We start from the raw sequence: 26,404 nt of genomic DNA on the forward strand, positions 1-26,404 counted from the left end.
TCTGCCTAGACGGTTTCCTGCGCTGCGGGCGCTTCCATCCAGATCACTGCAGCTTGACGCCCGGTCAGAGATTCTCGGCGATGACTGAACAACGCGCGATCCTCGATCGTGCACCGCGGGTCCTCGGCGACACCGGACACACCCGCGGCGAGCAACTGCTTACGCAGTCCCGCACGCAGATCGAGCCCCGGCGTGCCCTTCTCGGTGCGAGTTGCGCTGCCCGGCAAGTGCTTTTCCACGTCCGCGCGCATCGCAGCGGGAACCTCGTACTGGCGTCCGCTCGCAGCCGGACCGAGGAAGGCGCCGATACGCGAAACGTCCGCGCCCTGACGCACCATCTCCGCGAGGACGCGCGGGACGATACCGATGCGGGCACCGATCCGTCCGGCATGAACGGCCGCGATCACACCGGCCTCCTCGTCGGAGAGCAGAACGGGAACACAATCTGCACTGAGGGTGGCTAGCGCCAGGCCGGGAACAGTGGTGACCAGAGCATCCGCCACCGGAATCACTTCGTCGGTCGGTTCCGTCACGACAGTGACGTTGCGCGAATGGATTTGTTCCATCCACACGAGATGGTCAGGCTCGACGCCTATTTCGCGTGCCAGACGTCGGCGATTCGCATCGACGGCTGCCGGATCGTCTCCGACGTGATCGCCCAGATTGAACGACTCGTACGGTGACGCGGAAACACCACCGGCTCGGCTGGTCACGACGCGGCGAATGCGGGTGCGGGTGGTCGACTTCTCGGTACTCAAGATAAGTGTGCTCACAAACGTCGAAAGTTGTCGTCCGGCTCAGACGTGACCGGACATCCAGTCAAGAACAGGGTACCCAGAAATTCCGGGCACCCTGTTCTCGAAACTGTTTGTAGCCCTACGTCAGCGACGCATGAAGACCGGCACGTCGACGTCGTCGTCGCCCTCGTCTTCCTGGACCGGCGCATGGCGGGGGCCACCGATCGGAGGCAAGCTGCCCGAACCGGTGGTCTCGCGCGCTGCGGAAATCGGCTGCTCGCCAGCAGGTTCGGCGGCCACCGGCGACCGGCCGACCTCACCCGCGCGCCCGGCGCCGATAGCTCCACGTCCCTGCGCGGTCGACTCCACGGGACGACGAGCCGGAGCTCCTCCGTCGAATCCCGCAGCGATGACCGTCACACGAACCTCGTCACCGAGTGAATCGTCGATGACCGTTCCGAAGATGATGTTGGCGTCGATGTGGGCAGCTTCCTGCACCAGCGAAGCCGCCTCGTTGATCTCGAACAGGCCCAGATCGCTACCGCCGGCGATCGACAGAAGCACGCCGCGGGCGCCTTCCATCGAAGCTTCGAGGAGCGGGGAATTGATCGCGGATTCCGCCGCCTTGATCGCGCGTCCCTCACCCCGCGAGGAACCGATTCCCATCAACGCACTACCGGCACCGGACATGACACCCTTGACGTCCGCGAAGTCGACGTTGATCAGACCCGGAGTGGTGATGAGGTCGGTGATGCCCTGGACGCCGTTGAGGAGAACCTCGTCCGCGCTGCGGAACGCGTCCATCAGGCTGACGGCCGCGTCACCCAGCTGGAGCAGGCGATCGTTGGGAATGACGATCAGCGTGTCGCAGGACTCGCGGAGCGCCTGGATTCCGGTATCCGCCTGTCCCCCACGACGCTTGCCCTCGAAGGAGAACGGCCGAGTCACGACGCCGACGGTGAGTGCGCCCAGCTTCCGGGCGATGCTTGCCACGACAGGGGCACCACCGGTTCCGGTGCCACCACCCTCGCCTGCGGTCACGAACACCATGTCGGCGCCCTTGATGACCTCTTCGATCTCGTCCTTGTGATCTTCGGCTGCCTTGCGACCCACTTCCGGGTCGGCACCGGCGCCGAGGCCACGGGTCAATTCACGACCGACGTCGAGCTTGACGTCGGCGTCACTCATCAGAAGGGCTTGCGCGTCCGTGTTGACCGCGATGAACTCGACTCCCTTGAGTCCCTGTTCGATCATGCGGTTGACTGCGTTCACGCCGCCGCCGCCGATGCCGACGACCTTGATTACGGCGAGGTAGTTGTGCGGGGGCGTCATCGGCTCTCGCCTTCCGTGTCGTGTTTCACGCTGCTTGTCAGTGCTGCTGTCTTTTTACTGCTGCTGTATTTGTCACTGCTGGTGTTCGAGATAAACCCTAAACCTCAACCATAGGGTTAGAGTTATGTCAAGTATTCGATCTGAAACGAAACGCTATGCACCGTCGTCGCGTTCCGCCATTAGGCGCGCCGAGACACACCGAAGTATTTGCTGCGCACTGACGCACGGCTGCACCGGGCGCTATCGCACCGTCGGCAGATCAGGACTGGACACGTCGTACGTCTGCCCCGGTTGGGTCAACAGCGGAAGCGTCACAGCAGCCTTACGATCCGAGTGCTCGACACCGCCCCAGTTTACGACGCGACCGTCGAGCAGAGTCAGCGTGACACTCGAAATCGACCGAGCGGCAACCTCTCCCACCTGAAATCTCAGATCCGGCGGCAACACCGACAACACCTCGAGCGCGGCAAGCGTCGGCTCGTCGTTCCACCCGGGCGTCGGTGTCACCAGACGCGGAACCCCGGGCGGCGGGACGCCCATCTCGAAGTCGACGCCCTTCTCGTCCAGCAGGTGTGCACCCTCGGGTGAGTCGACGAAGACGACCGGTACCCGTTCGGTGACGGTGACGCGGATAGTCGACGGATACATCCGCTGCACACGAGCCGAGGCCACCTTCGGAATCGTCGCCACACGTGCGGCGGCGGCGCCGGTGTCTACCCGCATCAACGGCTGACCGGTCGGTACGGCCAGGAGCGAAAGGATCTGTTCCTCACTGACGGTCGTCGCACCGAGAACTTCGGTGCCCCGGACCGAGAGCACCGGAGACAACCAAGCCGTCAACGCAATTCCCACCACCAGCACGATTGCCAGCGGTGCCACGATCAGCGGTCGCTTGAACCACCTACGAGTCGGTGTGGGTTCGGGAGCCGGCTCCGTCGACCGCGTCGAGTATCGCGATTCGGTGCGAGTACTGCGCCGACGCGTACTGGTGGCTTGTCTGGCTCGAGGATCTCGACGCCCGCGCCGACTTCGTGCGTCGGGTGTCATCGCGGCGCGGGATGCGGCGCCGAACGCAAAGCATCGAGGATCTGTTTGCCGAGCATGGTCACGTCACCCGCACCCATCGTGATGACGATGTCGCCGGGGTGAGCCAACGCCGCCACCTGCTTCGGCGCCTGTGACAGATCCGGTTGATAGTGAACAGGTTTCGTGACCGACTGAGCGACCAGCGCACCACTGACGCCCGGCATCGGCTCTTCGCGCGCGCCGTAGACATCGAGAACGACAACCTCGTCGGCCAAGTCCAGCGCCTGCGCGAACTCCTCGGCAAACGCGGCGGTGCGTGAATAGAGATGAGGTTGGAAGACCAAGATCACGCGTCCGGCCGCCGAATTGGTCGACGACGAATCGTCCTCCGGTCGAACCAGATCCGCCGCCGCGCCGAGAACCGCACGAACTTCGGTCGGATGGTGGGCGTAGTCGTCGAACACCCGGACACCACGCTCGCGGCCGGTGAACTGGAACCGGCGGTGTACGCCACCGAATCCGGCGAGCCCCTCGACGATCTCCTCCGTCTCGGCGCCGGCGTCACGGGCAGCCAGTAGAGCCGCAAGTGCGTTGAGCGCCATGTGACGACCCGGCACTGCCATCCGCACGGTTCGCGCGGCGCTCTCGCCCGCCAGGTGGAACTGCAGGACTCCCCCGACGTCGTGCGCATGGAAGCCCAGTAGTCGGACTCCGACCTCGACACCGTCGACAGGCTCGAAGGCGGTGCCCGCCTCCACTTCCTGCGCGTCTGCCGATCCGTAACCGAGTACCCGGATGTCCGAACGGCCCGAGGCCACGATTCGCTTCGCGAGATCCGCCGATCCCGGGTCGTCGAGGCAAGCAATCAAGAGCCCACCCGGACGCAACTTGTCGACAAAATCGTCGAACACCTTCACATACGCTTCGACGCTGCCGAAATAGTCGAGGTGATCGGCCTCGATGTTGGTCACGACGATCACGTTGGGGTCGTACTGCAGCAGCGACCCGTCACTCTCGTCCGCCTCGGCGACAAAGACGTCACCGCTGCCGTGATGGGCATTCGTTCCCGCTTCGTTGAGTTCGCCGCCAACGGCAAACGAAGGGTCGAAACCACAGTGCTGCAGGGCGACCACGAGCATCGAGGTCGTCGACGTCTTGCCGTGTGTACCCGAAACCAGGAACGTGCGATTGCCCTGCATCAGAGATGCAAGGACAGCCGGCCGAAGAATCACCGGGATTCCGCGGCGAGCGGCCTCGACGAGTTCCGGGTTGTCCTTCGGGATAGCCGCGTGCGTCGTCACGACGACGGTCGGACCACCCGGCAGCAGGTCGAGAGCATCGGCGTCGTGGCCGATCCGGACCTGCGCCCCGCGTGCACGAAGCGCCAGGACTCCTCGGCTCTCCTTGGCGTCCGAACCCGAGACAAGACCCCCGCGGGAAAGCAGGATTCGCGCGATGCCGGACATACCGGCGCCGCCGATTCCGACCATGTGTACTCGCTCGAGGTGGGCGGGCAGCGCGGTCATCGGTTTCCCCTTGCGTTTTCCTGGACGGCGTTTTCCTTTGCCGCGATGTCGAGCACGATCCGTGCGATCTCGGTTGCCGCGGTGCGGTGCCCGACGTTGGCAGCACCACTGCTCATCTTGTCGAGGCGCGCGCTGTCGCTCAGCATCGGGACGACGGTACCGGCGACGAACGGCGGCGTGAGCTCGTTGTCGGAGACGATGATCGCGCCGCCCGCTGCGACAACGGGTTTCGCGTTGAGTTCCTGCTCACCATTGCCGTGCGGCAACGGAACGTAGACGGCCGGAAGCCCGACCGCCGAGACCTCGGCGACCGTCATCGCGCCCGAACGACAGATAGTCGCGTCGGCTGCGGCATACGCGAGATCCATCCGCGAAAGATAAGGAACAGCCACATACGGTGCCGTCTCCGAGTACTGCGTGACCTCGAGGGAGTTCTTGGGTCCGTGTGCGTGAAGGACCGAGATCCCGGCCTTCGCCAGTTCATCCGCTGCTCCGGACACCGCGTCGTTGAGCGACTTCGCGCCTTGCGATCCGCCGAAGACGAGCAGAACGGGACCGTCCTGAGGTAGTCCGAAGTACTCGCGAGCTTGCGAGCGGAGTCCCGCTCGATCGAAATTGGCGATCGACGCGCGAACCGGGATGCCAACGATCTCGGCGTCCTGATCGCCGCGGTTCTTCACTCCGGAACCCGGAACAGCAGCAAGCACCCGCGTCGCCAGGCGAGCACCGATCTTGTTCGCGATGCCGGCACTGGCGTTCGCCTCGTGGATGACGATCGGAATCTTGCGGCGGCGCCGAAGAACACCGCCACGTGCGGCAAGATACGCCGGAAGCGCGACGTAACCACCGAAACCGACGATCACGTCGGCGTCGACGGAATCGAGTACCTCACGGGTCTTGCGCACCGAGGCGAGGATGCGTGTCGGCAGTTTGACGAGATCCATCGTGGGCTTACGAGGAAGCGGAACCGGGGGAATGAGCTCGAGCGTGTACCCGCGAGCCGGCACCAAGGTGGTTTCGAGACCACGCGCCGTCCCGAGCGCAGTGATTCTGGTGTCGGGCGCAGCGGCCTTGACCGCGTCCGCGACAGCAAGTGCGGGTTCGATGTGACCAGCCGTGCCTCCCCCTGCCACCACTACCGACAGAGCCGATTTGTTGCCGCTCACCTACGAATTCCTCGCTCTCGAACTTCTCGTGGATCTTGTGCCCTACGTGTCGGCGCCTGCCGACGCTGACCATTCTGCCCTCCCGCGGTGCGCTTCCGTGACCCAGCGGCCGCACCTCGGTTGGAATCCGAGGAAGGGCGAGCACCTTGATCTGCCCGCTTGCGTCGATCGCCCGTCTCGATCGCGCGCCGGCCGTCGCGTCCGCGTGCCGGTTCGATCTGCCGTGCGGGCTTCGGTCGACGGATCGGCCGGCCCCCTGACGGCGGGTGGTACAGCACGGGCTTCGGCAGTCTGAGCAACTTCGAGATCTTGCCGTCCTGCCCGGAGTTCAGAGCGGCAACTGCTTCGGGCTCGTGGCGCGCTGCATTGGCGATGACACCGAACATGAACAATGTGATCGCCAAGGACGAACCGCCGGCGGAGACCAAGGGCAACTGGAGTCCGGTCACCGGCAGCAGTCCGATGACGTAACCGATGTTGATCATTGCCTGGCCGACGATCCAGGTAGTTGCAGTGGCCGACAGGAGCCGCCAGAACGGATCGATGCTGCGGGCTGCGATCCGCAATCCCGTGTAGACGAATACAGCGAACAAACCGATCACCACTGCGCAGCCGACAAATCCCAACTCTTCGCCGATGATCGCGAAGATGAAGTCGTTGTGCGCGTTGGGTAGGTAGTTCCACTTGGCGACGCTCTGACCGAGTCCGCGTCCGAAAAGGCCCCCGTCGGCGAGCGAATACAAAGCCTGCTTGGCCTGATAGTTGTTGCCCTGCAGGTCGTCGCTCTTGTTGAAGAAGGCTTGAACTCGATCGGAACGATAACCGGCCGTCATCGCCAGCACGCCCGCCACGACGACGCCCGTCACCGCGATCGAGCCGAAGAGCTTCAGTGGCAGCCCACCGAACCACAGCAGGGCCCCGACGATGATTCCCAATGCGATGGTCGTACTGAGGTTCGGTTGCGCGACGACCAGCGCGAAGACCAGCATTGCTGCGGGCACGAGCGGAATCAGGATCGACTTCACGGATCGGTCGTCCGGCCGCCGCGAAGCCAACAGATGGGCGCCCCAGATCGCCAACGCGACCTTCATGATTTCCGAGGGCTGCACCGAGAACCCGCCGACGTTGAACCAGCGACGCGCGCCCTGCGCTTCTGTGCCGATTCCCGGAATCAGGACGAGTACCAGCATGATCAGCACGACGACGAACAGCGGAAACGAATACTGCCGGAGCACTCTCGCCGGGATCCGCAGCGCGACGTAGAAGAGCACAGCTCCGAGAATCGCGAAGATCAACTGCTGGGTGAACAACGAATACGCCGAGCCACCGGACACGTACTGCTCGACGCTCGACGCCGACAGAACCATCACGAGCCCCAAGACAGTCAACATCGTGGCAATCGTCACCACCAGGTGGAACGACGCCAACGGCCGCGCCAACCAGGCACCGATTCGGGTCTTGGGACCCTTGGTCATAGCAAGTTCCCGGCTTGGCCAGGCGAATCCGTGAACGGATCGGGTAATTCGGCGACGGCGGCGGCGAAGCTGTCACCACGATGTCCGTAGCTGGCGAACATGTCCAAGGACGCGGCGGCCGGGGCGAGTACAACTGCATCACCGGGGGACGCCAACTCGGCAGCTTCGACTACCACTGCGGCCATGACGGCATCCGCGTCGGCACCCGACGGCAGCCGGATGGTGAGAGTCGAGTTGCTGCTGTTTTCGCTCACCACTGCATCGTCCCCCGACATCACGTGCACCACGGGAACATCGGGCGCGTGTCGCGCGAGCGCGTCCTCGATCACACCAGCGTCACGCCCGAGAAGGACAGCGCCGGAGAGTCGAGGGCCGACTTCGCTCACCAATTGGTCGACGCTGGCTCCCTTGAGCAGACCGCCTGCAACCCAGACGACGCGATCGTGCGCGAGTATCGACGGTCGGGCTGCGTGCGGATTGGTGGCCTTGGAGTCGTCGATGTACACAACGGACCCGACACGGCCGACCAGCGCCCCTCGGTGTGGGCCGACCTTGTGTGCGGCCAGACCGCGTTCGACGACGTCTGCCTCGAATCCGAGTGCCCGCGCCAACGCGGCGGCGGCCAGCGCGTCCATGACGCCTGCCGGGCCGGCGGGATCTATCGACGCTGCTTCGGCCAAGCGGACGTGATCGCCGAATGCGTTGTCCACGAGGTGTCCCGCTTCGACACCCAGTTCTCCTTCGCCCGGTTCACCCAATCTGAACCCGGTGACAATGTCTGCAGTTGCGCGAGTTCCCAGTTCGGAAGCGATCGCGTCATCGAGGCCGACCACCGCGACCTTTCCGCTCAGCGCCCGCGACTTGGCCTCGGCGTACGCGCTCATTCCGCCGTGCCAGTCGAGGTGATCCTCGGCGACGTTGAGGACCACGCCGGCATCCGGACGCACCGAAGGCGCCCAGTGCAATTGGAAGGACGACAGTTCGACAGCGAGGTACTCCACGCGCGGCGACGTCTCGGCGAGTGCGTCGAGTATCGGCAGCCCGATGTTTCCGCAGGCTCGGCCGACAACTCCGGCGGCGTCGAGAATCGAGGCCAGCATCGACGTCGTCGTGGTCTTTCCGTTCGTCCCCGTCACGACGAGCCATTTACGGGGTGTGCCGAAGTGCCCGCTGTGGTCGACGCGCCAGGAGAACTCGACGTCTCCCCAGATGGGAATCCCGTGACCCGCGGCGGCTGCAAGGATCGGTGCATCCGGCCGAAAGCCCGGACTGGTGACTACGAGCCCGTACTCGGTGATCGAATCCGGAGCATCCTCGATCGAGGTGGTGGTCACCATGTCCGCGCCGAGCTCCGCGCAGCGCTCCGCGAAGTCCAAGGTCGAATCGGCAACCGTCACGACAGCACCGAGGGCGACGAGAGGTTCGATGGTCGCTTGACCGGACACCCGCCCACCGGCGACCAGCACTCGCGTACCGCGGAGCCAGGACAGGTCGTTCTCGGAATCCGCTGAGCTGGTCATGGTTTTCAGCCTCCGAGCGCTGCGAGGTATTCGCTGTAGAAGAGTGCCAATCCGATAGCCGACGCAATAGCCGCCAGCAACCAGAATCTGATGATGACCGTGGTTTCAGCCCACCCGGCGAGTTCGAAGTGGTGATGGAACGGCGCCATTCGGAAGACCCGCCGTCGGCTGGACCGGAACACCGCTACCTGGATCACCACCGACGCGGCCTCCGCGACGAACAGTGCACCGATGACCACCATCAACAGTTCCGTGCTGGTGGTGATCGACAATCCGGCGAGCATGCCGCCGAGGGCAAGTGAACCAGTGTCGCCCATGAAGATCTTGGCGGGTGCGGCATTCCACCAGAGGAAACCGATGCACGCGCCGGCGCCGGCCGCGCAGAGCACCGCGAGATCGAGCGGGTCTCGGACGTCGTAGCAACCCTTACCGGGATTCGTCTCGCACGAGTAGCGGAACTGCCAGAACGTGATGATGACGTAGGCGCCGAGAACGAAACTCATCGCACCGGCGGCCAATCCGTCGAGGCCGTCGGTCAGGTTGACGGCATTGGACCAGGCGCTGACCAGTAGGTAGCAGAAGGCGATGAAGACCACGGACCCGAGTGAGACGGTGGCGATGTCGCGGACGTACGACAGATGAACACTGCCCGGAGTCAGCCCGTCGTCACCGCGGAACTGAAGGGCCAAAATTCCGAAGGCAATGGCAGCGACGAACTGGCCGACCAGCTTCGCTGTCTTGTTCAGTCCCAGATTGCGCTGCTTGCGGATCTTGATGAAGTCGTCGAGGAAACCGACTCCACCGAGCGCGGTGGTCAGACCGAGAACGAGTAGGCCGGACGCCGACGGTCCCTCCGCGTTGTCCATGCCGAGACCGATGAGGTGTGAGCCGAGATAGCCGGCCCAGATTCCGGTCAGGATCGCGACGCCGCCCATCGTGGGAGTGCCGCGCTTGGCCTGGTGACTGGCTGGACCTTCGGTTCGGATCTCCTGCCCGAAACCTTGTTTCGAGAACGCCTTGATCAGGATCGGCGTGAGCATGATGGAGACCGCCAGCGCGATGCCTGCGGCGAGAAGAATCTGGATCACTGCGAATCCCCGCCGTTCTCGCCATCGGTGTTCGCGTCACCGGTGTTGTCGCTGGGCGTTGCGGCCAGTATCGCTTCGGCGACCGTCCACAGTTCCACCGACTTGGACGCCTTCACCAGGACGAGATCGCCCGGTTCGAGTTCCGCTTCGAGAATGGCGATTGCCGCAGCTGCGTCGGGCACGACGACGGACTCGTCACCCCACGACCCCTCCATCACTGCTCCTTGATGCATCGCACGCGAGGTGCGGCCCGTCCCGACGACGATCAACTTGCTGACATCGAGTCTGACGGCCAGGCGACCGATCGCGTCGTGCTCGACAACTGATTCCGGTCCGAGCTCACCCATCTCTCCGAGCACAGCCCAGCTACGGCGACCGAAGTGCCGATCCGATCGCGCCATGGACACCAACGCTTTGAGCGCAGCGCGCATGGAATCGGGATTGGCGTTGTAACTGTCGTTGACGACGGTGACGCCGTCGGCGCGCTCGGTGACTTCCATCCGCCTCGCGGACGCTGCCTTCGTGCCCTCGAGGACACGCGCGATGTCTGCAACCGCGAGGCCGTTCTCGAGTGCGACGGCCGCCGCGGCCAGGGCGTTGCTCACGTGGTGTTCGCCGTGAACGGCCAGGCGAATACGTGCAGAACCCTGTGAACAGTTCAGTGTGAAGGAAGCCCTGGCCTGGTCGTCGACAACCACGTCGGTCGCCCGAACGTCGCAGTCTTCGGACTGACCGACGAATACGATCCGGGCCTTGGTTCGACTCGCCATTGCGGCGACCATGCGGTCGTCGGCGTTGAGGACCGCAACTCCACCGTCGGCTGCCGACGGGAGTGCTTCCACCAGTTCACCTTTGGCGACCGCGATCGCTTCACGCGAACCGAACTCACCGAGATGGGCAGTGCCCACATTGAGAACTACGCCGATCTTCGGCGGCGCGATCTTCGTCAGTTCGCCGACATGACCGACCCCACGGGCCGACATCTCGAGAACGAGGAAGCGGGTCCTCTCGTCGGCGCGGAGCACTGTCCACGGCAGACCTAATTCGTTGTTGAACGACCCGGGGGGCGCAACCACCTCGCCGCACTCGCGCAGCAGCGCTGCTATCAGATCCTTGGTCGAGGTCTTGCCGGCAGAACCGGTGACACCGACAAGCGTCAGTCCACCATCGGTCGGTGCGCCGTTAGTTGCCAGTTCGTCGACGACGGCTCGGGCCAGAAGGCCGAGGGCATGCAGGACCGCGGCTCCGGACCCGTCGGTGTCGTGTTCGAGCAGCATCACTGCACTGGGACCGTCGTTCGGCACCGATGGAACGACGATTGCCGGAACTCCGACCGGCCGCGCCGCGAGCACCGCCACAGCGCCCGCTGCCACCGCCGCTTCCGCGTGATCATGACCGTCGACACGCGCTCCGGGTAGGGCGAGGAAGAGCCCACCTGGAGCTACTTTGCGCGAATCGAATTCGACGGTTCCAGTCACCTGCGTCGACGAATCGTCGACGTCGTGCAGGGTTCCTCCGACGATCTCGGCGATCCGAGAGAGCGTCATCGGGATCATTGCTTGCCTCCATGTGCTGTGTTGATCGCGAATCGGCCGATCATTTCGCCCAACACCTCGCGGTCGTCGAACGGGTGTTTGACCCCGTCGATTTCTTGACCTACTTCGTGGCCTTTGCCTGCCACCAGGACGACATCTCCTGGCTGTGCCCACCGGACTGCTTGCTCGATCGCGGCGGCCCGGTCCCCCACTTCGCGAACCTCGCCGCGTTCGGATTCGGGCACGTCCATGGCGCCTTGCATCACCGAAGCGCGAATCTTCGCCGGATCCTCGGTGCGTGGGTTGTCGTCGGTGACGATCAGCAGGTCTGCGCCTCGCGCACCCGCTTCACCCATGAGTGCCCGTTTGCCGGCGTCGCGGTCACCGCCCGCACCGACCACCACGGCCACTCGGCCGGGAACCTGGTTGCGCAGCGTGGCGATCACGGCTTCGAGCGCTGCCGGCTTGTGGGCGTAGTCGACCACGGCGAGAAAGCTCTGCCCCCGGTCGATCCGCTGAACTCGCCCCGGGACGTCCACGGTCCCGAGCGCTCGAACAGCCGCGTCCGGGTCGAGTCCCGCAGCAAAACTGACGGTCAACGCCAGCGCAGCGTTGGCCACGTTGTATCGCCCGGGGAGACGAAGTGAGACTGGCCACGACTGTCCGTCCGGCCCGACCAACTCGAAGGTCTGCGAGCCGTCCTCGGCAACCTCGACTGCGCCGACCGTCCACTCGGCCTCGGCCGTCGAGGTCGAGACCGTGGTCACCGCGTCGCTCTCGTCGGTCGCGGCCAACTCGGCCATCCGTCGACCCCACACGTCGTCGACGCAGACGACGGCATGCTCGGCTCGCACCGTCGACTCAGGATCGAACAACCGAGCCTTGGCCTGGAAGTACTCCTCGAAGTCCCGATGGAAATCCAGGTGGTCCTGCGAAAGATTGGTGAACGCGCCGATGTCGAAGCGGATGCCGTCGACGCGTCCGAGAGCAAGAGCGTGACTGGAGACCTCCATGACGACGGTATCGATCCCCTGCTCTGCCATCACGGCGAACAGAGCATGCAGTTGCGGAGCTTCCGGCGTGGTCAGAGCGCTGGGCACCCGGCGGCCGTCGATTCGAGTCTCGATGGTCCCGACCAGGCCGGGCTTGCGGCCGGCTCCGGCAATCGCAGCTTCGAGCAAGTACGACGTCGTGGTCTTGCCCGATGTACCGGTAATGCCGACGACCTGCATCTTCTCCGAGGGCCGGCCGTAGATTTCCGCGGAGATCTCACCGAGCACATCCCGCGGGTTCGGATGAACGAGAACTGGGACGGACCGGTCAGGCGCCTTGTCCGCGGCCTCGATCAGTTCGAGGCCGGCCTCGTCGGTCAAGATCGCGGTCGCACCGCGCCCCAGAGCGTCGACGGCGAACTGAGCGCCATGGGTCCGTGCACCGGGCAGAGCGGCGAAGAGGTCATCGGTCACGATTCCCTGCGCACGCAGGTCGACGCCCTTGACGACGACCTCCGAGGACTGTGATCCCGGTTGCCCCACCCATTCGAGGCGAGCCCCGGACAGTTCGGAGAGCGCCGTGATCGCGGTAGCAACCGGTTGTGTCGGACGCGTCCCGGGAGCCCCGTCCGAGTTCGACGATTGCAAACGATTCGGCACTGTCACTCGACTCCTGGCAATTGTCGTTGTTCTATCGCGGTCGTTGTCTATGGCGGTCGTTGTCTATGGCGGTCGCAACGCAAGCAAAGTTCGGCGCACTGCGATGAATGAGGTTACTGCGACGTTTGAGATTACCGTGTCCGGGATTCACCCGAAGACCGTGTCGAAACCGACACACCGCAATCAGTCCGCCTGCAACACCAACTTGCGACCGGGGTCCGGCGACATCGGGACACTGTCACGCTGGAGCATCCACGACGCGATGTTGTGGAACAACGGTGCCGCCGACTGACCGCCGCCGCCGTCCACGCCGCGAACCGGTGCGTCGAGCATGATTCCGATCACGAATCGAGGATTGTCCGCAGGCGCGATTCCCGCGAAGGTGATCCAGTAGTTGGAGTTGGAGTAGCACTTGCACGCGGGATCCACCTGCTGCGCGGTCCCGGTCTTTCCACTGACCTGGTATCCCTCGACGCCCGCGGCAACACCGGTTCCTCGTTGGTTGCCGGTGTCTTCCTGAGTGACCGACCGGAACATGTCCCGAACGGTCGCCGCTGTCTGGGCGCTGACCACCTCGACGCCCTCGGGCTGCGGCGTCTCGGTCCGCGTGCCGGAAGAATCGACAGTCGACTTCACGATCCGCGGAGGAATTCGCACGCCGTCGTTGGCAATGGCCTGGTACATCCCGGTCATCTGCAGGGTTGTCATCGAGAGACCCTGCCCGATCGGCAGGTTCGCGAAGGTTCCGCCCGACCACTGGTCGCGACTCGGAACGCTGCCCGCGCTCTCGCCGGGAAGTCCGACGTCGGTGCGTTGTCCGAGGCCGAACCTGTTCAGCATGTCTGCGTAGCGATCCTCGCCCACTCGCTGAGCGAGCATCAAGGTGCCGACGTTCGAGGACTTTCCGAACACACCGGTAGAGGTGTACGGGGCCACACCGTGATCCCACGCGTCCTTGACTGTGGCACCGGACATCGTGATGCTGCCCGGGACCTGCAGAACTTCGTCCGGAGTTGTCTTACCGTCCTCGATGGCCGCTGCTGCGGTGACGATCTTGTTCACCGATCCGGGCTCGAACGGCGTACTGACCGACGGATTGCCCATTTCGGCTGTCGGCGCGTTCTTGTCGATGCCGATTGCGGGGTTGAAGGTGCTGTCGTTGGACATGGCCAACACCTGTCCCGTCTTGGAGTCCATGACCACAACCGAAGCGTTCTTTGCGCCCGACTTGTCCTTGGCGATCTGGACCTGCTGCTGAACGTAGAACTGGAGGTCCGAATCGATGGTCAGCTCGACACCCGAACCGTTGACTGCCGGTTGCTTGTCACGCCAGCTACCGGGGATCACAGCGCCGTCGGAACCGCGGTCATACGTTTCGGATCCATCGGTTCCGGCGAGCGTGGAGTCCATCGAATCTTCGAGACCGAGCAAACCGTGCCCGTCCCAGCCGGTCGCGCCGACGAGATTCGCGGCCAGAGAGCCACCGGGGTACTCGCGGATGTCCTGACGCTCGAGGCCGACCTCCCGGAACTTGTCCGAGATCTCGGCAGCAACCGCCGGATCCACGCTGCGCGCGAGGTACGTGAAAGTCTCGTTGCTGTTCATCTTCTGAAGCAGATCTTTTTCCGGAACGGTATCGCCGAGCTTGGCGTGGATTCCGGCGGCGATCTCGGCGAGGCGATCGCTCACTTCCGGCGCCTGCTTGTCACCCTCGGCGCCCTGCTCGATGCTCTTGGCGCGCGCTTCCTCGAGTTCCTTGCGTACCCGCACCGGCTGGAAAGTCAGCGCCTTGGCTTCCATGGTGAAGGCGAGGGGGTTTCCGTTGCGATCGGTTATCGAGCCACGTACAGCCGGATCGACCTGGGTCGTGGTTCGTTGATTGGCAGATTCCGCAGCCAGACTCGGCGCGTCGATTCCCTGAATCCACAAGAGCTGCAATGCCGCAACGGCGAGCGCACCACACATGGTGATACGACCGACTCGCTGACGAAACGGAAATGAGGCGGTGGCCGAGCGGCGCGGACGCCGACCGGGGTTGTTACGGGAGTTCTGACTCACCGACGTTCCTCAGGCGGAGCAGGCACCGCCGTCGTGGTGGCGGGTGCTGTCGTCGTGGGGATCACAGGAACCAATTGTTCACTCTGCGCGAGGTTTCGCGTGTTATTCGGAACGCTCGGCGTGGCTCCGGGAGCAACCGGCGTTGTGGTGCGCGGGGGTGTCGCAGTCGGTGCGGGCACCGATGTGGGCGCATCGAGCGGAGGCATAGCTCCGGCAGTCGCGGGAGTCGGCGTTCCGACGACCTCGACCGAACCGTCCGGATGAACTACCAGTCGTGCAGGGTCCTTGGCGGGGACCATGCCGAGAGCGCTTGCCTGATTTGCCAACTCCGGAGCCGAGTTACGCGACTGGAAGTCACGTTCGAGCGCTGCTTTCTGCTCGACCAAAGACTGGTTGTATGCACGTGCATCACTGAGTTGGTACGAATCCTCGGCAGCGCGAGTGGTCAGCAGCAGAGTCACCGCGAGACCGATGGACAGAAGTCCGATGACGGAGGCGACGAACGGCACTCTCCCCTTGAGCATCGCCCGAGGAGAGATAGACGGGCCGGCAGCAGCGACAGTTCCGGTCCGGCCTGCCGCCCGTGCGGTGCGCTTGTCGTATGCACGTTGCGCTGCACCGGATTTGCCCTGACGACTCATGCCCGCCTCCTGGAAATGCGTTCTGCGGCACGCAAACGCACCGGAGCTGATCGTGGGTTCTCTTCGATTTCCTGCTCTGACGCACGTTCTGCGCCACGGGTGAGAATGCGGAACTCCGGTCCCATACCCGGCAACTCGACCGGTAGTCCTTCAGGACTGGTGGACTTCGAGCGGGGAACCAACTCCGCCTTCACAACTCGATCCTCGAGCGACTGGTAGGACATGAACACCACTCGCCCACCGACTGCCAGTGCGTCGAGCCCGGCAGGAACGGCTGCACGAAGCGAATCCAACTCGGCATTGACTTCGATCCGCAGCGCTTGGAAGGTGCGCTTGGCCGGGTGTCCCCCCGTACGCCGCGTGGCTGCCGGGATTGTTCGGTACAGCAATTCGACCAGAGCTGCACTGGTGGTGAAGGGTTCACGCTCACGCTGCCGAAGGATCTCGGACGCAATCTTTCCCGCGAACCGTTCTTCGCCGTACGTGCTCAGAATGCGAGCAAGGTCGCCGTGACTGTAGGTGTTCAGGACCTCTGCCGCGGTCAGCCCGACCGTCTGATCCATCCGCATGTCGAGAGGAGCGTCGATCGAGTACGCAAAACCTCGGTCGGCTTCGTCCAACTGCATCGACGACACACCCAGATCGAAAAGGATCGCGTGAACCGACTCCGTCGACGGCAGACCTGCCTGTTCGAGCGCGTCCTCGATCCCGTCATACGTGGTGTGCACGAACGTCGTTCGGTCCGCGAATGGCGCCAGACGCTCGGAAGCGATCCGGAGTGCGTTGGTGTCGCGATCGAGACCGATGAGGTGAAGGCCCGGGTACTTGCCCAGGAAGAATTCGGAGTGGCCACCGAGCCCCAACGTCGCATCGATCATGTATGCGCCCGCTCCACCGTCACCGACGGCGGTGATGGCAGGGCCGAGAAGATCGTCGGCGCGGTGCAGAAGTACAGGGACGTGCGCGAAGCCATCGGCATCCGAGGGTTCGTTCACCTCGTGATCCACCATGATTGCTCCGGCTCCTACTTTCATGATTTCCGATGACTTTTCGAAAAGGTGCTGACTTTCCGAGAAGGCGATGACTGTTCGAGAAGGCGAATGCTTCGAGGTCCCTGCCCGAAGGAGAACCTGGCGCTGGGGAAGTGCGTCAGGGTCTTTCCGGGCAGAGGCCTCGCGGCATTCGCCGGGGGCTCTTCGCCTAGACGATCTCGCTGAGAGATTCGCCTGTTGCCTGCGAATAGTCCTCTTCGTTGTCTCCGAGATACCTCTCCCAGGCTGCTAGATCCCAGATCTCGAGGTAATCGACGGAGCCGGTCACTACGCATTCCTTGGACAGGTTTGCGTAACGCCGATGATCAGCCGAGAGGGTGATTCGCCCCTGGGCATCGGCGTGCTGTTCATCTGTGCCGGCGGCCAGGGCACGGACATACGCCCGAGCTGCCGGATCATTGCGTGGAGCTGCCGCTGCCTTTCGAGCAAGCTTGACGAACTCGTCCCGGGGGTAGATGGCGAGGCTGTGATCCTGACTCTTGGTGATCATCAATCCTCCTGCCAGTTCGTCTCGGAACTTTGCCGGCAACGTGAGCCGACCTTTGTCGTCGAGCTTCGGCGTGAAGGTACCGAGGAACACTCGACACCTCCTGCGAGCTTGCGCTGAAACCCTCCCTATCGAGCGGATCGTGCTTCAGCTCTCCGCCCGAACCCACAGTACCCCACTTTCCCCCACAAACAAGGAGCACATGGTCCCTATTCAGCATCATTTGCTGATAAATAGCAGGTCAGCGCAGGTGGGGAGACGTGGGGGAAATTTGTAACCGTGTCCCGGCCCACACCGCCGTCAGATCGACCCTTTACGCCACGATCTGTTGCTCCCCCACACAAAATCGCAGTACAAGCGCGGTTTTCGAATAGACGTGAGCGGGACGAGGTCTGGTCGTGCGTTGCAGTTCGACCAGGGTGGAGGAAAGTGGAGGGCCGAGTGGAGCGAAGTGGAGGAAGCCCGCGGGCATGCCCTGAGGCAGCAGGAGTGGCGAGTGATTCGCTCGCACGTCACTGATTCACTCGATGGATTGCCGGCGCACACGTACAACACCCACAGCAACGGCGTGTGGCGGTCGGCAACCTTGGTTGCCGACCGCCACACGTGTGGTCGTCCGTGCCCTGAAGAGGGCGTCACGTCCGAACTGCATCACTCTCGAAGTACGCCCGAAGAAGGGCGGGAGAGCTAGTCCTGCTCGAACCTGCGTTTGAATCGATCTTCCATCCGCGACGAGAATCCGCCGCCAGACTTCCGGCCGCGTCCCCGCCCGGATCCGCCGGCACTACCCCTACCCGGCGGACCGGAGGGATGATTGCCACCTTCGGAAGCGGAGTCGGCGGCCGGCGCAGACTTACGTCCACCACCCCAGAGGAACAACACCCCTGCGCCGAACATGAACAAGAAACCGAACAGGCTGATGATCGGAAAACCGCCCGGCTTGAGCGGGAGTGCAACCCCCGCGATCAGCAGGACCAGACCCAGCACGAATAGAGCCGCTGCTTGGAACCGCCGTCTACTCGACGGCGCCCGCATACGGCCGCCCCTCACATTAGAGGCGAACTTGGGGTCTTCGGCATAGAGAGCGCTCTCGATCTGATCGAGCATGCGCTGCTCGTGCTCGGAGAGTGGCACGGTACCTCCCCCGGCACTGGAAGTTTGGCAACCACCCCACGGTGTGAGGCGGCGGGTAATCAAGTTGGACGATTACCTGTTTTCATAATACGAGCAGTTTAGGTCTCGGACCACCAACTCCGGGTACGAGTTCCGCCACAAGCGTACGTATTCGTGCCGAAGGGCCCCGATTCGGCTCCATTTGCCTGTGCGGACCAGGAAATTCCCCGGAAACAACTGCCGACACGGACCATTTGTTCACGACGCTCGCAAATGCTCGGACGCGTCCTGACCGATGAAATCTTCGACCGCCGTGAGAAAACGGCCGACCTCGGCGAAGAATGCGTCGGAATCGGAGTCCGTGATCACGATCGACACGCCGGTTTCCACGGCCGCACGCGTAGAGGACCACCCTGCGAAGAACTTCGACCACGCTCCGAACGCGGGCGCTGCGGCGTCCATCAGAACCCACGCGTTTCCGCTTCGCTTGCGCTTCGAGCCGGCACCGGCAGGAGCTGCGGCCAACACTGCCCCGGCACCACGTAGGGCCGCCAGGTAGGCACACCGGAACCGGTCGGCAGGATCGCCCGCCCCAATCGCTTCCTCGAGAAGCGCATCCGCCTTCCGGAGCAGCCCCCACGCCACACCGGACTTTCCCACTCGAGCAGTGCGGTGGCTGGCGTCCGTCGCGCCGAAGGACCGCCTCGCCGACATCGGCAATCGAGAAATTGCGGCATCCGACGGACTCGACAACTCGGCAGGAAGAGTTCGTTGGCACTTCACACGTTCAGGCTTCACACGCTCGGACATCGGGGCACCTCCTGCACCGTGAGGATCCAAGACCAGGTGGGCCGGAGATGCCCGCTTCCCTTCGGGCATCTCCGGATCACCCACATCGAACATCTGTTCGACCTATTCAATATAACTGCACCCACCGACACGCCGTCAAGAGAAGAGGTGAGACCGGTCGACCCGCAGATCGCCTGGACACCACATACGGTCGACCTCGATCGCGCAGAATTCGCGAGTCGACTCCACGAGGCACTGGCCGTGTACGTCACCGCGATGGACTATCCGCGAGGAACCGAGTTCCATCGCGCACCGATGTGGCAGGAGCACGCGAACCGGCCTGGCTGGAAGGCCGTCGGCGCATTGGCGGTTCCTCAGCAACCGTCACACGAAAATCTGCCGCTGGTGGGGATCGCTTACGGGTATCGCGGGAGCCCGGACCAGTGGTGGCATCAACAGGTACTGCACGGGCTTCGGCGCTCGGGTCGTCCCCAGAGCGAGATCGACGCGATTCTGAGCGACTACTTCGAACTCACCGAACTCCACGTGCATCCGAACGGACAAGGTCACCGGTTGGGCGAATCGCTCTTGCGTCACCTCCTCGTCGATCGACCCGAACGTAGTGTGCTGTTGTCGACACCCGAGGTGTACGACGAGGACAACCGAGCCTGGCGGCTGTACCGTCGCCTCGGCTTTCGTGACGTGCTCCGCAGATTTCGTTTTGCCGGCGACAACCGGCCGTTCGCAGTCCTCGGCCGTGGACTGCCGCTGTGAGCGCGCTTCTCGACGCCGTCGTCGTCGGCTCCGGACACAACGCGCTCGTATCGGCCGCCTACCTCGCACGCGAGGGTTGGTCGGTCGAGGTTCTGGAGAAGGACACGGTTCTCGGCGGCGCCGTCTCGACCGTCGAGCGATTTCCCGGATACAAGGTGGACCGGGGGTCGTCGGCACACCTCATGATCCGACACAGCGGCATCATCGAGGAACTCGGACTCGGCGCGCACGGACTGCGCTACATCGACTGTGACCCGTGGGCGTTCGCGCCGCCCGCCCCGGGCACCGACGGGCCGGGCATCGTGTTTCACCGCGACCTCGACGCAACCTGCTGGTCCATCGAACGAGCATGCGGGACAAAGGACGCCGACTCCTACCGGCGATTCGTCGCGGTCTGGTCGGAGCGCAGTCGACATGTCATGAAAGCGTTTTCCGCACCGCCCACCGGATCGAACCTGATCGGTGCGTTCGGAGGTCTCGCCACCGCACGCGGCAACAGCGAACTGTCTCGGCAGTTCCTCGCGCCTGGCGACGCACTGCTCGACGAGTATTTCGACAGTGAGGCACTCAAAGCAGCGCTTGCGTGGTTCGGCGCCCAGTCCGGGCCTGCGATGTCGGAACCGGGAACCGCTCCGATGGTCGGCTTCGCGGCCCTCATGCACGTCTTGCCGCCAGGGCGAGCAGTCGGTGGAAGCGGCGCACTGAGTGCTGCGTTGGCCTCCCGGATGGCTGTCGACGGCGCCACGGTCGCGCTCGGTGACGGCGTGACGTCGATCCGTCGAAACTCGAGTCACTGGACCGCCACAACCGAGAGCGGTCGAGAAGTTCACGCTCGCAAGGTAATCGCCGGGTGCCACATCCTGACCACGCTCGACCTCCTGGGCCGAGGGGGCTTCGACCGAACCACGCTCGATCACTGGCGGCGGAAAATCAGGGTCGGCCCCGGCATCGGCGCGGTACTTCGACTGGCGACATCCGCGCTTCCGTCGTACCGCGGCGACGCCACGACACGGGAAAGTACCTCGGGATTGCAATTACTCGTCTCCGATCGCGCACACTTGCGCACTGCACACGGCGCAGCACTGGCGGGGGAACTTCCTCCTCGCCCTGCGGTTCTCGGAATGAGTTTCAGCGGAATCGATCCCACGATCGCCCCGGCCGGTCGGCATCAGGTGACACTGTGGTCGCAGTGGCAACCGTATCGCCTCAGCGGACATCGCGATTGGGCATCGGTCGCCGAGGCGGAGGCCGACCGGATCGTCGGCGAGATGGAGGCTTTCGCACCCGGGTTCGCCGATTCCGTCCTCGACCGGTTCATTCAGACTCCCCGGGACATCGAGTCGGAATTGGGGATGATCGGCGGAAATGTCATGCACGTCGAGATGTCACTCGATCAGATGATGTTGTGGCGACCGCTTCCGGAACTGTCCGGCCATCGTGTTCCGGGAGCAGACGGGTTGTATCTGACCGGAGCATCGACTCATCCCGGTGGCGGTGTGTCCGGAGCCAGCGGTCGCAGTGCGGCTCGAATCGCACTGTCGGACAGCCGCCGGGGCGCGACTCGTCGTTGGATGCGTCGTTCGAGCAGGTCGTGAAGGTCACCCGCCGAACTTCACCCGCCGACACGCCCCCGCCTCGATGACTGGCTACGCCACGGCTGGCACGATGACCACTGTGCAACAGTCCACCGATCCCGCCGCCAAGCCGACCAGTCGGAAACGTTTCCTGACGGTTGCCGCGCTCGCCCTCATGCTTGTTCCCTTGCTTGCCGGGTGCATCCGCGTGCAGGTGTCGATGGGAGTGTCCGCGAACGATCGTGTGACCGGACAGGTGGTAGCTGCCGCTATTCCGGCGAACGAGGCGGACAAGGGTCCGCAGCTGACCCCACCTTCGTCGCTGGAGGACAAGATACGGGTTCAGGAGTACAAGAAGGACGGGTACGTCGGCAGCCAGGCGTTCTTCAGCGACTTGTCCTTCGGTGACGTCGCCCAACTGGGCTCCATGTACGCCGAGGGGTCCGGGTCGTTCCAGATCACCCTCAAGCGATCCGGGGACACCGTCACGCTCGACGGCAAGGCAGACCTGAAGACGGTTCCAACTCAGGGCGCCGACGTCCAGGTCAGCATCGCCTTCCCGGCACGGGTCGGCACGACCAACGGAACACGAGACGGCGATTCCCGGGTGTCGTGGACCTTGCCCGCCGGCGAGGTGTCGACAATGCGCGCCGAGGTCAACTACGCGGACCCAAGCACCCGAAGCTTCGCCGGGTGGGCAGGAATCATGGCCGGGCTGGCGCTCGGTGTCGCGATTGTCGTCGGTGCGATGGCCTGGATGGCGCGCAATCGAGCACCGATCAAGCGCGCGCCCGCCGCGAAAGCACCGGTCATGAAGACGCCTGTCACGAAATCACCTGCCAGCAAGCAAGCTGACAACAGGAATCCGAAAAACACCACGAAGTAGCGCCTGGCGATTGCCCCACTCGATTGCCCCACTCGATTGTCGTCGAGCGGGGCAACCGGAGATCAGACGGCTTGTGCTGTCCCGACCGAAGTGTCGGGAGTGAGACCGAGTCGCTCGAGGACCTCACTGGTGGCGCGCGCAAAGTTCAACGTGATGAAGTGCAGGCACGGAGCGCCTTCGGCGATCAACCGCTCACCCATCTCGGTGGCCAGATCGATGCCGAGTTCGCGGACCGCTGCACGGTTCTCGTCCGGACCGCTTCCGGCCGCGGCGTCGAATCGACGCTCGAGAGCGGGGGGCAACGACGAGCCCGAGAGCTCGAGCATGCGCCGCACCGAGCGCAGCGACGTCACCGGCATGATCTCCGGGATGATCGGCTTGGCGCCCTGTTCTGCGTCGTACGCACTCACCCGGTCACGAAGACGCAGGTAGTCCTCCACGTCGAAGAACATCTGTGTGATCGAGTACTCGGCGCCGGCACGCAACTTCGACACCAGGTACTTCGTGTCGTATGCCAAGTCCGGAGCGCGGTAGTGCCCCTCGGGGAACGACGCGACGCCGACGTGGAAGTCGCCCAGGTCACGGACCATCCGCACGAGTTCCTCGGCGTACTCGACGCCTTCGGGATGCTTCTTCCATTCGCCGAGCGGATCGCCGGGCGGATCGCCGCGCAATACGAGGATGTTGCTGATCCCACGATCGGCGTAGGCACCGACCATGGCGCGAAGCTCTTCGGTGCTGTGTGAGACAGCAGTCAGGTGAGCAACCGGCAGCAGGGTCGTCTCTTCGGCAAGTTCGCCGGTGACACGCACCGTACGATCGCGCGTCGAGCCACCTGCGCCGTAGGTCATCGAGACGAACGCCGGTCCGAGCCGCTCGAAGGTACGCACCGCACGCCACAGGCGCGCTTCGGCGTCCGCGTCACGCGGCGGCGAAAACTCGACCGAGAACGGAATACGGCTACCTGTCGAGGAAGCGATCCGATCGACGATCGACGGTGTTCGGGTGGCCCACCCCTCGCTGGAGCGGCCCCTGACTGGATCGAATGTCACCGGTCAAGCATATGTTTTCCAGCTGCAAACAAGCTCATCGCCCAGTACTGCGTATCCCGAATGTCAGGATCGCGCAGTTCACGGCCCGACCCGCCGTTGATTCCAACCCCTACTAAGCTGGGCCCCAAGCTCGCTTCCGTGTAACCATCCGGCGCGAGAACATACCGATCTTGGAGGCCACCCTGTCCGCAGGAACCGCGCGCGTTGGACAGAGTTCGACCAACACCGCACCGCATCCGACCTCACTCGAACTGCCAGGTCTGTTCGAAGCAGCGCTCCGCGACTTCTTCGCTTCACGCCGCGAACTCGTCTCGAACATCGGCGGTGGATACGAGGAGGCCGTCAGCACCCTCGAGGCCTTCGTCCTGCGCGGAGGAAAGCGCGTCCGACCGTCGTTCGCCTGGACGGGATGGCTCGGCGCCGGAGGCGACCCGAACGGTAAGGACGCAGACGCGGTGATTCGTGCGTGCGCCGCCCTCGAACTGGTGCAGGCCTGCGCGCTCGTCCACGACGACATCATCGACGCATCCACGACCAGGCGCGGCTTCCCGACCGTTCACGTCGAATTCGAGGACCAGCACCGAGACGAGGAGTGGAGCGGCGATTCCGCGCACTTCGGCGAGGCCGTCGCCATTCTTCTCGGCGACCTGGCCTTGGCCTGGGCGGACGACATGATCCGAGAATCCGGGATCAGCCCCGAGGCGGCCGCACGTGTCAGCCCGGTCTGGTCGGCAATGCGCACCGAGGTGCTCGGTGGCCAATTCCTCGACATCAGCAATGAAGCCCGAGGCGACGAGACCGTCGAGGCAGCCATGCGGGTCAACCGCTACAAGACCGCCGCGTACACGATCGAACGCCCACTGCACCTCGGCGCCGCGCTGTTCGGTGCGGACGCCGAGTTGGTCGATGCCTACCGGACCTTCGGCACGGACATCGGTATCGCCTTCCAACTTCGCGACGACCTGCTCGGTGTCTTCGGAGATCCGTCCGTCACGGGCAAACCGTCGGGCGACGATCTCATCGCCGGTAAGCGAACTGTCCTGTTCGCGATGGCGCTTGCCCGCGCCGACGCCGCAGATCCGGCGGCAGCAGAACTGCTCCGCAACGGAATCGGCACGCAGCTGACCGACACCGAGGTCGACACTCTGCGCCAGGTGATCACCGATCTGGGCGCCGTCACCGACGTCGAAACGCAGATCGACACCCTCGTCGAGGCAGCTGCGAACGCCCTCGACTCGAGCACGGCAACGGCAGAGTCCAAGGCTCGCCTGACCGACATGGCGATCGCGGCCACGAAGCGAAGCTACTGACCGTGGCACACGTGCACCGCACTCGAACCGTCAGCTCGCCGACCGATCGAGTCGTGATCGTCGGCGCGGGACTTGCCGGACTGTCTGCGGGGTTGTATCTGCGTGGCGCCGGCCGCGACGTCACGATTCTCGAGAGCAACAGCTCGGTCGGTGGGCGAGTCGGTGTCTACCAGGGCAATGACTACAGCATCGACAACGGCGCAACGGTGCTCACGATGCCCGAACTCGTCGAAGACGCCCTTGCGGCCGTCGGCGCCGACCCAGCCTCGACAAACCCCAAATTCGTTGTGCACAAGCTCGATCCGACGTACCACGCGCGATTCGCAGACGGCACCGCTCTCGATGTCCACGCCGACCCAGAAGACATGGCTGCCGAAGTCTCCCGTGTCTGCGGGCCGGAAGAAGCGCAGCGATACCGTGCGTTGCGGCGATGGCTGAACCGGATCTTCGACGCGGAATTCGACCGCTTCATGGACGCCGACTTCGATTCTCCCCTCGGACTGGTCAATTCGCGTGACGCAGTCAAAGATCTGAGCCGGCTCGTCGCACTGGGAGGATTCGGGAAACTGGGCGGGCAGGTGGATCGCAAGATCCGCGACCCTCGCCTCCGGCGGATCTTCACCTTCCAAGCGCTGTATGCGGGCGTTGCTCCGTCTCGGGCCCTCGCGGTGTACGGGGCGATCGCTCACATGGACACCTCACTCGGCGTCTACTTCCCCGAGGGCGGGATGCGCACGATCGCCGAGTCGATGGCCGACGCCTTCACCGAGGCCGGCGGAATTCTGCATCTCGGCCGCACTGTCGAACGCCTCGAGGTGAGCGATCGGCGCGTGCACACCGTTCACACACGCGACGGCGAGCGCTTCGACTGTGACGCCGCCGTCCTCACTCCCGACATGGCCGTCACGGACTCGCTGTTGCGCCCGCATACGCGATTGCGTCCGCGCCCGGTGCGTACATCGCCGTCCGCTGTCGTGATTCACGGCACTGTTTCCTCCGCGGTCGCCGACGAATGGCCCGCGCAGCGACACCACATGATCGACTTCGGCGAGGCGTGGAAGCGTACCTTCGCCGAGATCACGGCACGCCGCGGCCGCGGGCGACTGATGAGTGATCCGTCACTGCTCGTCACCCGACCGGCACAGACCGATCCGAGCCTGGCCTTCTCGCGAGACGGCCGAATCCGTGAACCGCTGTCAGTCCTCGCGCCGTGTCCGAATCTGGACAGTGCAAGTCTCGACTGGTCGACTCTCGGCCCGCCCTACGTGCGCGAAATCATCCTCACGCTGCAAGAACGTGGCTACACGGGACTGGTCGAAGGGTTCGAGATCGATCACGTCGACACCCCGCAGACCTGGCTCGAGAAGGGCATGGCCGCGGGTAGCCCGTTCGCAGCGGCACACACCTTCACCCAGACGGGGCCGTTCCGACGCAAGAACCTCGCCCGCGGCTTCGACAACGTCGTTCTCGCCGGATCGGGAACCGTTCCGGGGGTGGGAGTACCGACCGTTCTGCTGTCCGGACGGCTCGCCGCCGAACGTATTACCGGTACACGCGAGCGAGCCAGCGCGGTGGGCACTCGTGCGAGCAACTAAACTGGCCCCTCGTAAC

At 64.2% G+C, this 26,404-nt stretch carries 23 protein-coding genes; 6 read left to right on the forward strand and 17 right to left on the reverse strand.

All coding sequences use genetic code 11. The features are described 5' to 3' along the window. Positions 1-5: 5 nt before the first annotated feature. From pgeF to mraZ, 14 genes are all read right to left on the reverse strand, one after another. The gene (gene pgeF / locus KTR60_RS16745; protein ID WP_228401061.1) at positions 6-773 is read right to left on the reverse strand and encodes a peptidoglycan editing factor PgeF; all 768 of its coding nucleotides are present in this window, start codon (positions 771-773) and stop codon (positions 6-8) included. A gap of 108 nt (positions 774-881) precedes the next feature. Then, positions 882-2,069, reverse strand: coding sequence for a cell division protein FtsZ (ftsZ, locus tag KTR60_RS16750; protein WP_003941788.1), 1,188 nt, complete (start codon positions 2,067-2,069; stop codon positions 882-884). 240 nt (positions 2,070-2,309) lie between these two features. Further along, positions 2,310-2,948: a cell division protein FtsQ/DivIB gene (locus tag KTR60_RS16755; protein WP_007733212.1), complete on the reverse strand. Its 639-nt coding sequence runs from the start codon at positions 2,946-2,948 to the stop codon at positions 2,310-2,312. A gap of 164 nt (positions 2,949-3,112) precedes the next feature. After that, positions 3,113-4,621 (reverse strand): UDP-N-acetylmuramate--L-alanine ligase, encoded by a 1,509-nt coding sequence (gene murC, locus KTR60_RS16760; protein WP_228401062.1) that lies wholly within the window; start codon positions 4,619-4,621, stop codon positions 3,113-3,115. After that, positions 4,618-5,787 carry an undecaprenyldiphospho-muramoylpentapeptide beta-N-acetylglucosaminyltransferase gene (gene murG, locus KTR60_RS16765; protein ID WP_228401063.1) on the reverse strand — a complete coding sequence of 390 codons (1,170 nt, stop codon included), beginning with the start codon at positions 5,785-5,787 and terminating at the stop codon, positions 4,618-4,620. The genes murC and murG overlap by 4 nt, the downstream gene beginning before the upstream one ends. Beyond that, positions 5,784-7,262: a putative lipid II flippase FtsW gene (gene ftsW / locus KTR60_RS16770; RefSeq protein ID WP_007730088.1), complete on the reverse strand. Its 1,479-nt coding sequence runs from the start codon at positions 7,260-7,262 to the stop codon at positions 5,784-5,786. The genes murG and ftsW overlap by 4 nt, the downstream gene beginning before the upstream one ends. Continuing rightward, the gene (murD, locus tag KTR60_RS16775; RefSeq protein WP_228401064.1) at positions 7,259-8,782 is read right to left on the reverse strand and encodes a UDP-N-acetylmuramoyl-L-alanine--D-glutamate ligase; all 1,524 of its coding nucleotides are present in this window, start codon (positions 8,780-8,782) and stop codon (positions 7,259-7,261) included. The genes ftsW and murD overlap by 4 nt, the downstream gene beginning before the upstream one ends. Positions 8,783-8,787: 5 nt before the next feature. Beyond that, positions 8,788-9,870, reverse strand: coding sequence for a phospho-N-acetylmuramoyl-pentapeptide-transferase (mraY, locus tag KTR60_RS16780; RefSeq protein ID WP_003941699.1), 1,083 nt, complete (start codon positions 9,868-9,870; stop codon positions 8,788-8,790). After that, positions 9,867-11,426 carry a UDP-N-acetylmuramoyl-tripeptide--D-alanyl-D-alanine ligase gene (locus tag KTR60_RS16785; protein ID WP_064444147.1) on the reverse strand — a complete coding sequence of 520 codons (1,560 nt, stop codon included), beginning with the start codon at positions 11,424-11,426 and terminating at the stop codon, positions 9,867-9,869. Before KTR60_RS16785 ends, mraY begins: the two co-directional genes overlap by 4 nt. Continuing rightward, on the reverse strand, positions 11,423-13,057 hold the full coding sequence (locus KTR60_RS16790; protein ID WP_042921840.1) for a UDP-N-acetylmuramoyl-L-alanyl-D-glutamate--2,6-diaminopimelate ligase: 1,635 nt from the start codon (positions 13,055-13,057) through the stop codon (positions 11,423-11,425). Before KTR60_RS16790 ends, KTR60_RS16785 begins: the two co-directional genes overlap by 4 nt. Positions 13,058-13,240: 183 nt before the next feature. Next, the gene (locus KTR60_RS16795) at positions 13,241-15,115 is read right to left on the reverse strand and encodes a peptidoglycan D,D-transpeptidase FtsI family protein (RefSeq protein ID WP_003941764.1); all 1,875 of its coding nucleotides are present in this window, start codon (positions 15,113-15,115) and stop codon (positions 13,241-13,243) included. Then, positions 15,112-15,756 (reverse strand): hypothetical protein, encoded by a 645-nt coding sequence (locus KTR60_RS16800; RefSeq protein ID WP_003941715.1) that lies wholly within the window; start codon positions 15,754-15,756, stop codon positions 15,112-15,114. Before KTR60_RS16800 ends, KTR60_RS16795 begins: the two co-directional genes overlap by 4 nt. Beyond that, positions 15,753-16,766, reverse strand: a complete 1,014-nt coding sequence (rsmH, locus tag KTR60_RS16805; RefSeq protein ID WP_007730079.1) for a 16S rRNA (cytosine(1402)-N(4))-methyltransferase RsmH — start codon at positions 16,764-16,766, stop codon at positions 15,753-15,755. Before rsmH ends, KTR60_RS16800 begins: the two co-directional genes overlap by 4 nt. 190 nt (positions 16,767-16,956) lie before the next feature. Further along, positions 16,957-17,388: a division/cell wall cluster transcriptional repressor MraZ gene (mraZ, locus tag KTR60_RS16810; RefSeq protein ID WP_003941779.1), complete on the reverse strand. Its 432-nt coding sequence runs from the start codon at positions 17,386-17,388 to the stop codon at positions 16,957-16,959. Between the two features lie 403 nt (positions 17,389-17,791). On the opposite strand from mraZ, the gene KTR60_RS16815 reads away from it, so the two are divergent. Then, complete coding sequence (locus tag KTR60_RS16815; protein ID WP_003941749.1) at positions 17,792-17,986, forward strand: hypothetical protein; 195 nt, start codon at positions 17,792-17,794, stop codon at positions 17,984-17,986. On the opposite strand, the gene KTR60_RS16820 is transcribed toward KTR60_RS16815, so the two are convergent. Together KTR60_RS16820 and KTR60_RS16825 are read right to left on the reverse strand one after the other, a co-directional pair. Continuing rightward, positions 17,983-18,429 (reverse strand): DUF3040 domain-containing protein, encoded by a 447-nt coding sequence (locus KTR60_RS16820; protein WP_003941660.1) that lies wholly within the window; start codon positions 18,427-18,429, stop codon positions 17,983-17,985. The genes KTR60_RS16815 and KTR60_RS16820 overlap by 4 nt on opposite strands. Before the next feature lie 237 nt (positions 18,430-18,666). Continuing rightward, complete coding sequence (locus KTR60_RS16825; protein ID WP_228401065.1) at positions 18,667-19,218, reverse strand: SAV_6107 family HEPN domain-containing protein; 552 nt, start codon at positions 19,216-19,218, stop codon at positions 18,667-18,669. Positions 19,219-19,365: 147 nt separating this feature from the next. Between KTR60_RS16825 and KTR60_RS16830 the strand changes: the two genes are divergently transcribed. From KTR60_RS16830 to KTR60_RS16840, 3 genes are all read left to right on the forward strand, one after another. After that, positions 19,366-19,971 carry a GNAT family N-acetyltransferase gene (locus tag KTR60_RS16830; protein WP_003941672.1) on the forward strand — a complete coding sequence of 202 codons (606 nt, stop codon included), beginning with the start codon at positions 19,366-19,368 and terminating at the stop codon, positions 19,969-19,971. Continuing rightward, positions 19,968-21,566: a phytoene desaturase family protein gene (locus tag KTR60_RS16835; RefSeq protein WP_042452826.1), complete on the forward strand. Its 1,599-nt coding sequence runs from the start codon at positions 19,968-19,970 to the stop codon at positions 21,564-21,566. The genes KTR60_RS16830 and KTR60_RS16835 overlap by 4 nt, the downstream gene beginning before the upstream one ends. Before the next feature lie 70 nt (positions 21,567-21,636). Continuing rightward, on the forward strand, positions 21,637-22,431 hold the full coding sequence (locus KTR60_RS16840; protein WP_063892119.1) for an LppM family (lipo)protein: 795 nt from the start codon (positions 21,637-21,639) through the stop codon (positions 22,429-22,431). Positions 22,432-22,493: 62 nt separating this feature from the next. On the opposite strand, the gene KTR60_RS16845 is transcribed toward KTR60_RS16840, so the two are convergent. Then, positions 22,494-23,483: a methylenetetrahydrofolate reductase gene (locus KTR60_RS16845; RefSeq protein WP_003941803.1), complete on the reverse strand. Its 990-nt coding sequence runs from the start codon at positions 23,481-23,483 to the stop codon at positions 22,494-22,496. Positions 23,484-23,653: 170 nt separating this feature from the next. On the opposite strand from KTR60_RS16845, the gene KTR60_RS16850 reads away from it, so the two are divergent. Both KTR60_RS16850 and crtI read left to right on the forward strand, forming a co-directional pair. Continuing rightward, a complete protein-coding gene (locus KTR60_RS16850) occupies positions 23,654-24,793 on the forward strand; it encodes a polyprenyl synthetase family protein (protein WP_080712766.1) in 1,140 nt (379 codons plus the stop codon). A 2-nt stretch (positions 24,794-24,795) separates the two neighbouring features. Then, entirely contained in the window at positions 24,796-26,388 is a 1,593-nt protein-coding gene (gene crtI / locus KTR60_RS16855) for a phytoene desaturase family protein (RefSeq protein WP_030537040.1), read from the forward strand. The last annotated feature ends 16 nt before the right edge of the window (positions 26,389-26,404 follow it).

This window comes from Rhodococcus sp. C1, assembly GCF_020809065.1.
GTDB classification, from domain to species: Bacteria; Actinomycetota; Actinomycetes; order Mycobacteriales; family Mycobacteriaceae; genus Rhodococcus_F; species Rhodococcus_F qingshengii.

Coding starts and splice junctions, on each gene's coding strand:
- KTR60_RS16825 (WP_228401065.1), bottom strand. CDS start 19,218: ATGTCCGAGCGTGTGAAGCCTGAACGTGTGAAGTGCCAACGAACTCTT.
- KTR60_RS16840 (WP_063892119.1), top strand. CDS start 21,637: ATGACCACTGTGCAACAGTCCACCGATCCCGCCGCCAAGCCGACCAGT.
- ftsW (WP_007730088.1), bottom strand. CDS start 7,262: ATGACCAAGGGTCCCAAGACCCGAATCGGTGCCTGGTTGGCGCGGCCG.
- murD (WP_228401064.1), bottom strand. CDS start 8,782: ATGACCAGCTCAGCGGATTCCGAGAACGACCTGTCCTGGCTCCGCGGT.
- KTR60_RS16800 (WP_003941715.1), bottom strand. CDS start 15,756: ATGAGTCGTCAGGGCAAATCCGGTGCAGCGCAACGTGCATACGACAAG.
- KTR60_RS16785 (WP_064444147.1), bottom strand. CDS start 11,426: ATGATCCCGATGACGCTCTCTCGGATCGCCGAGATCGTCGGAGGAACC.
- rsmH (WP_007730079.1), bottom strand. CDS start 16,766: ATGGTGGATCACGAGGTGAACGAACCCTCGGATGCCGATGGCTTCGCG.
- murC (WP_228401062.1), bottom strand. CDS start 4,621: ATGACCGCGCTGCCCGCCCACCTCGAGCGAGTACACATGGTCGGAATC.
- ftsZ (WP_003941788.1), bottom strand. CDS start 2,069: ATGACGCCCCCGCACAACTACCTCGCCGTAATCAAGGTCGTCGGCATC.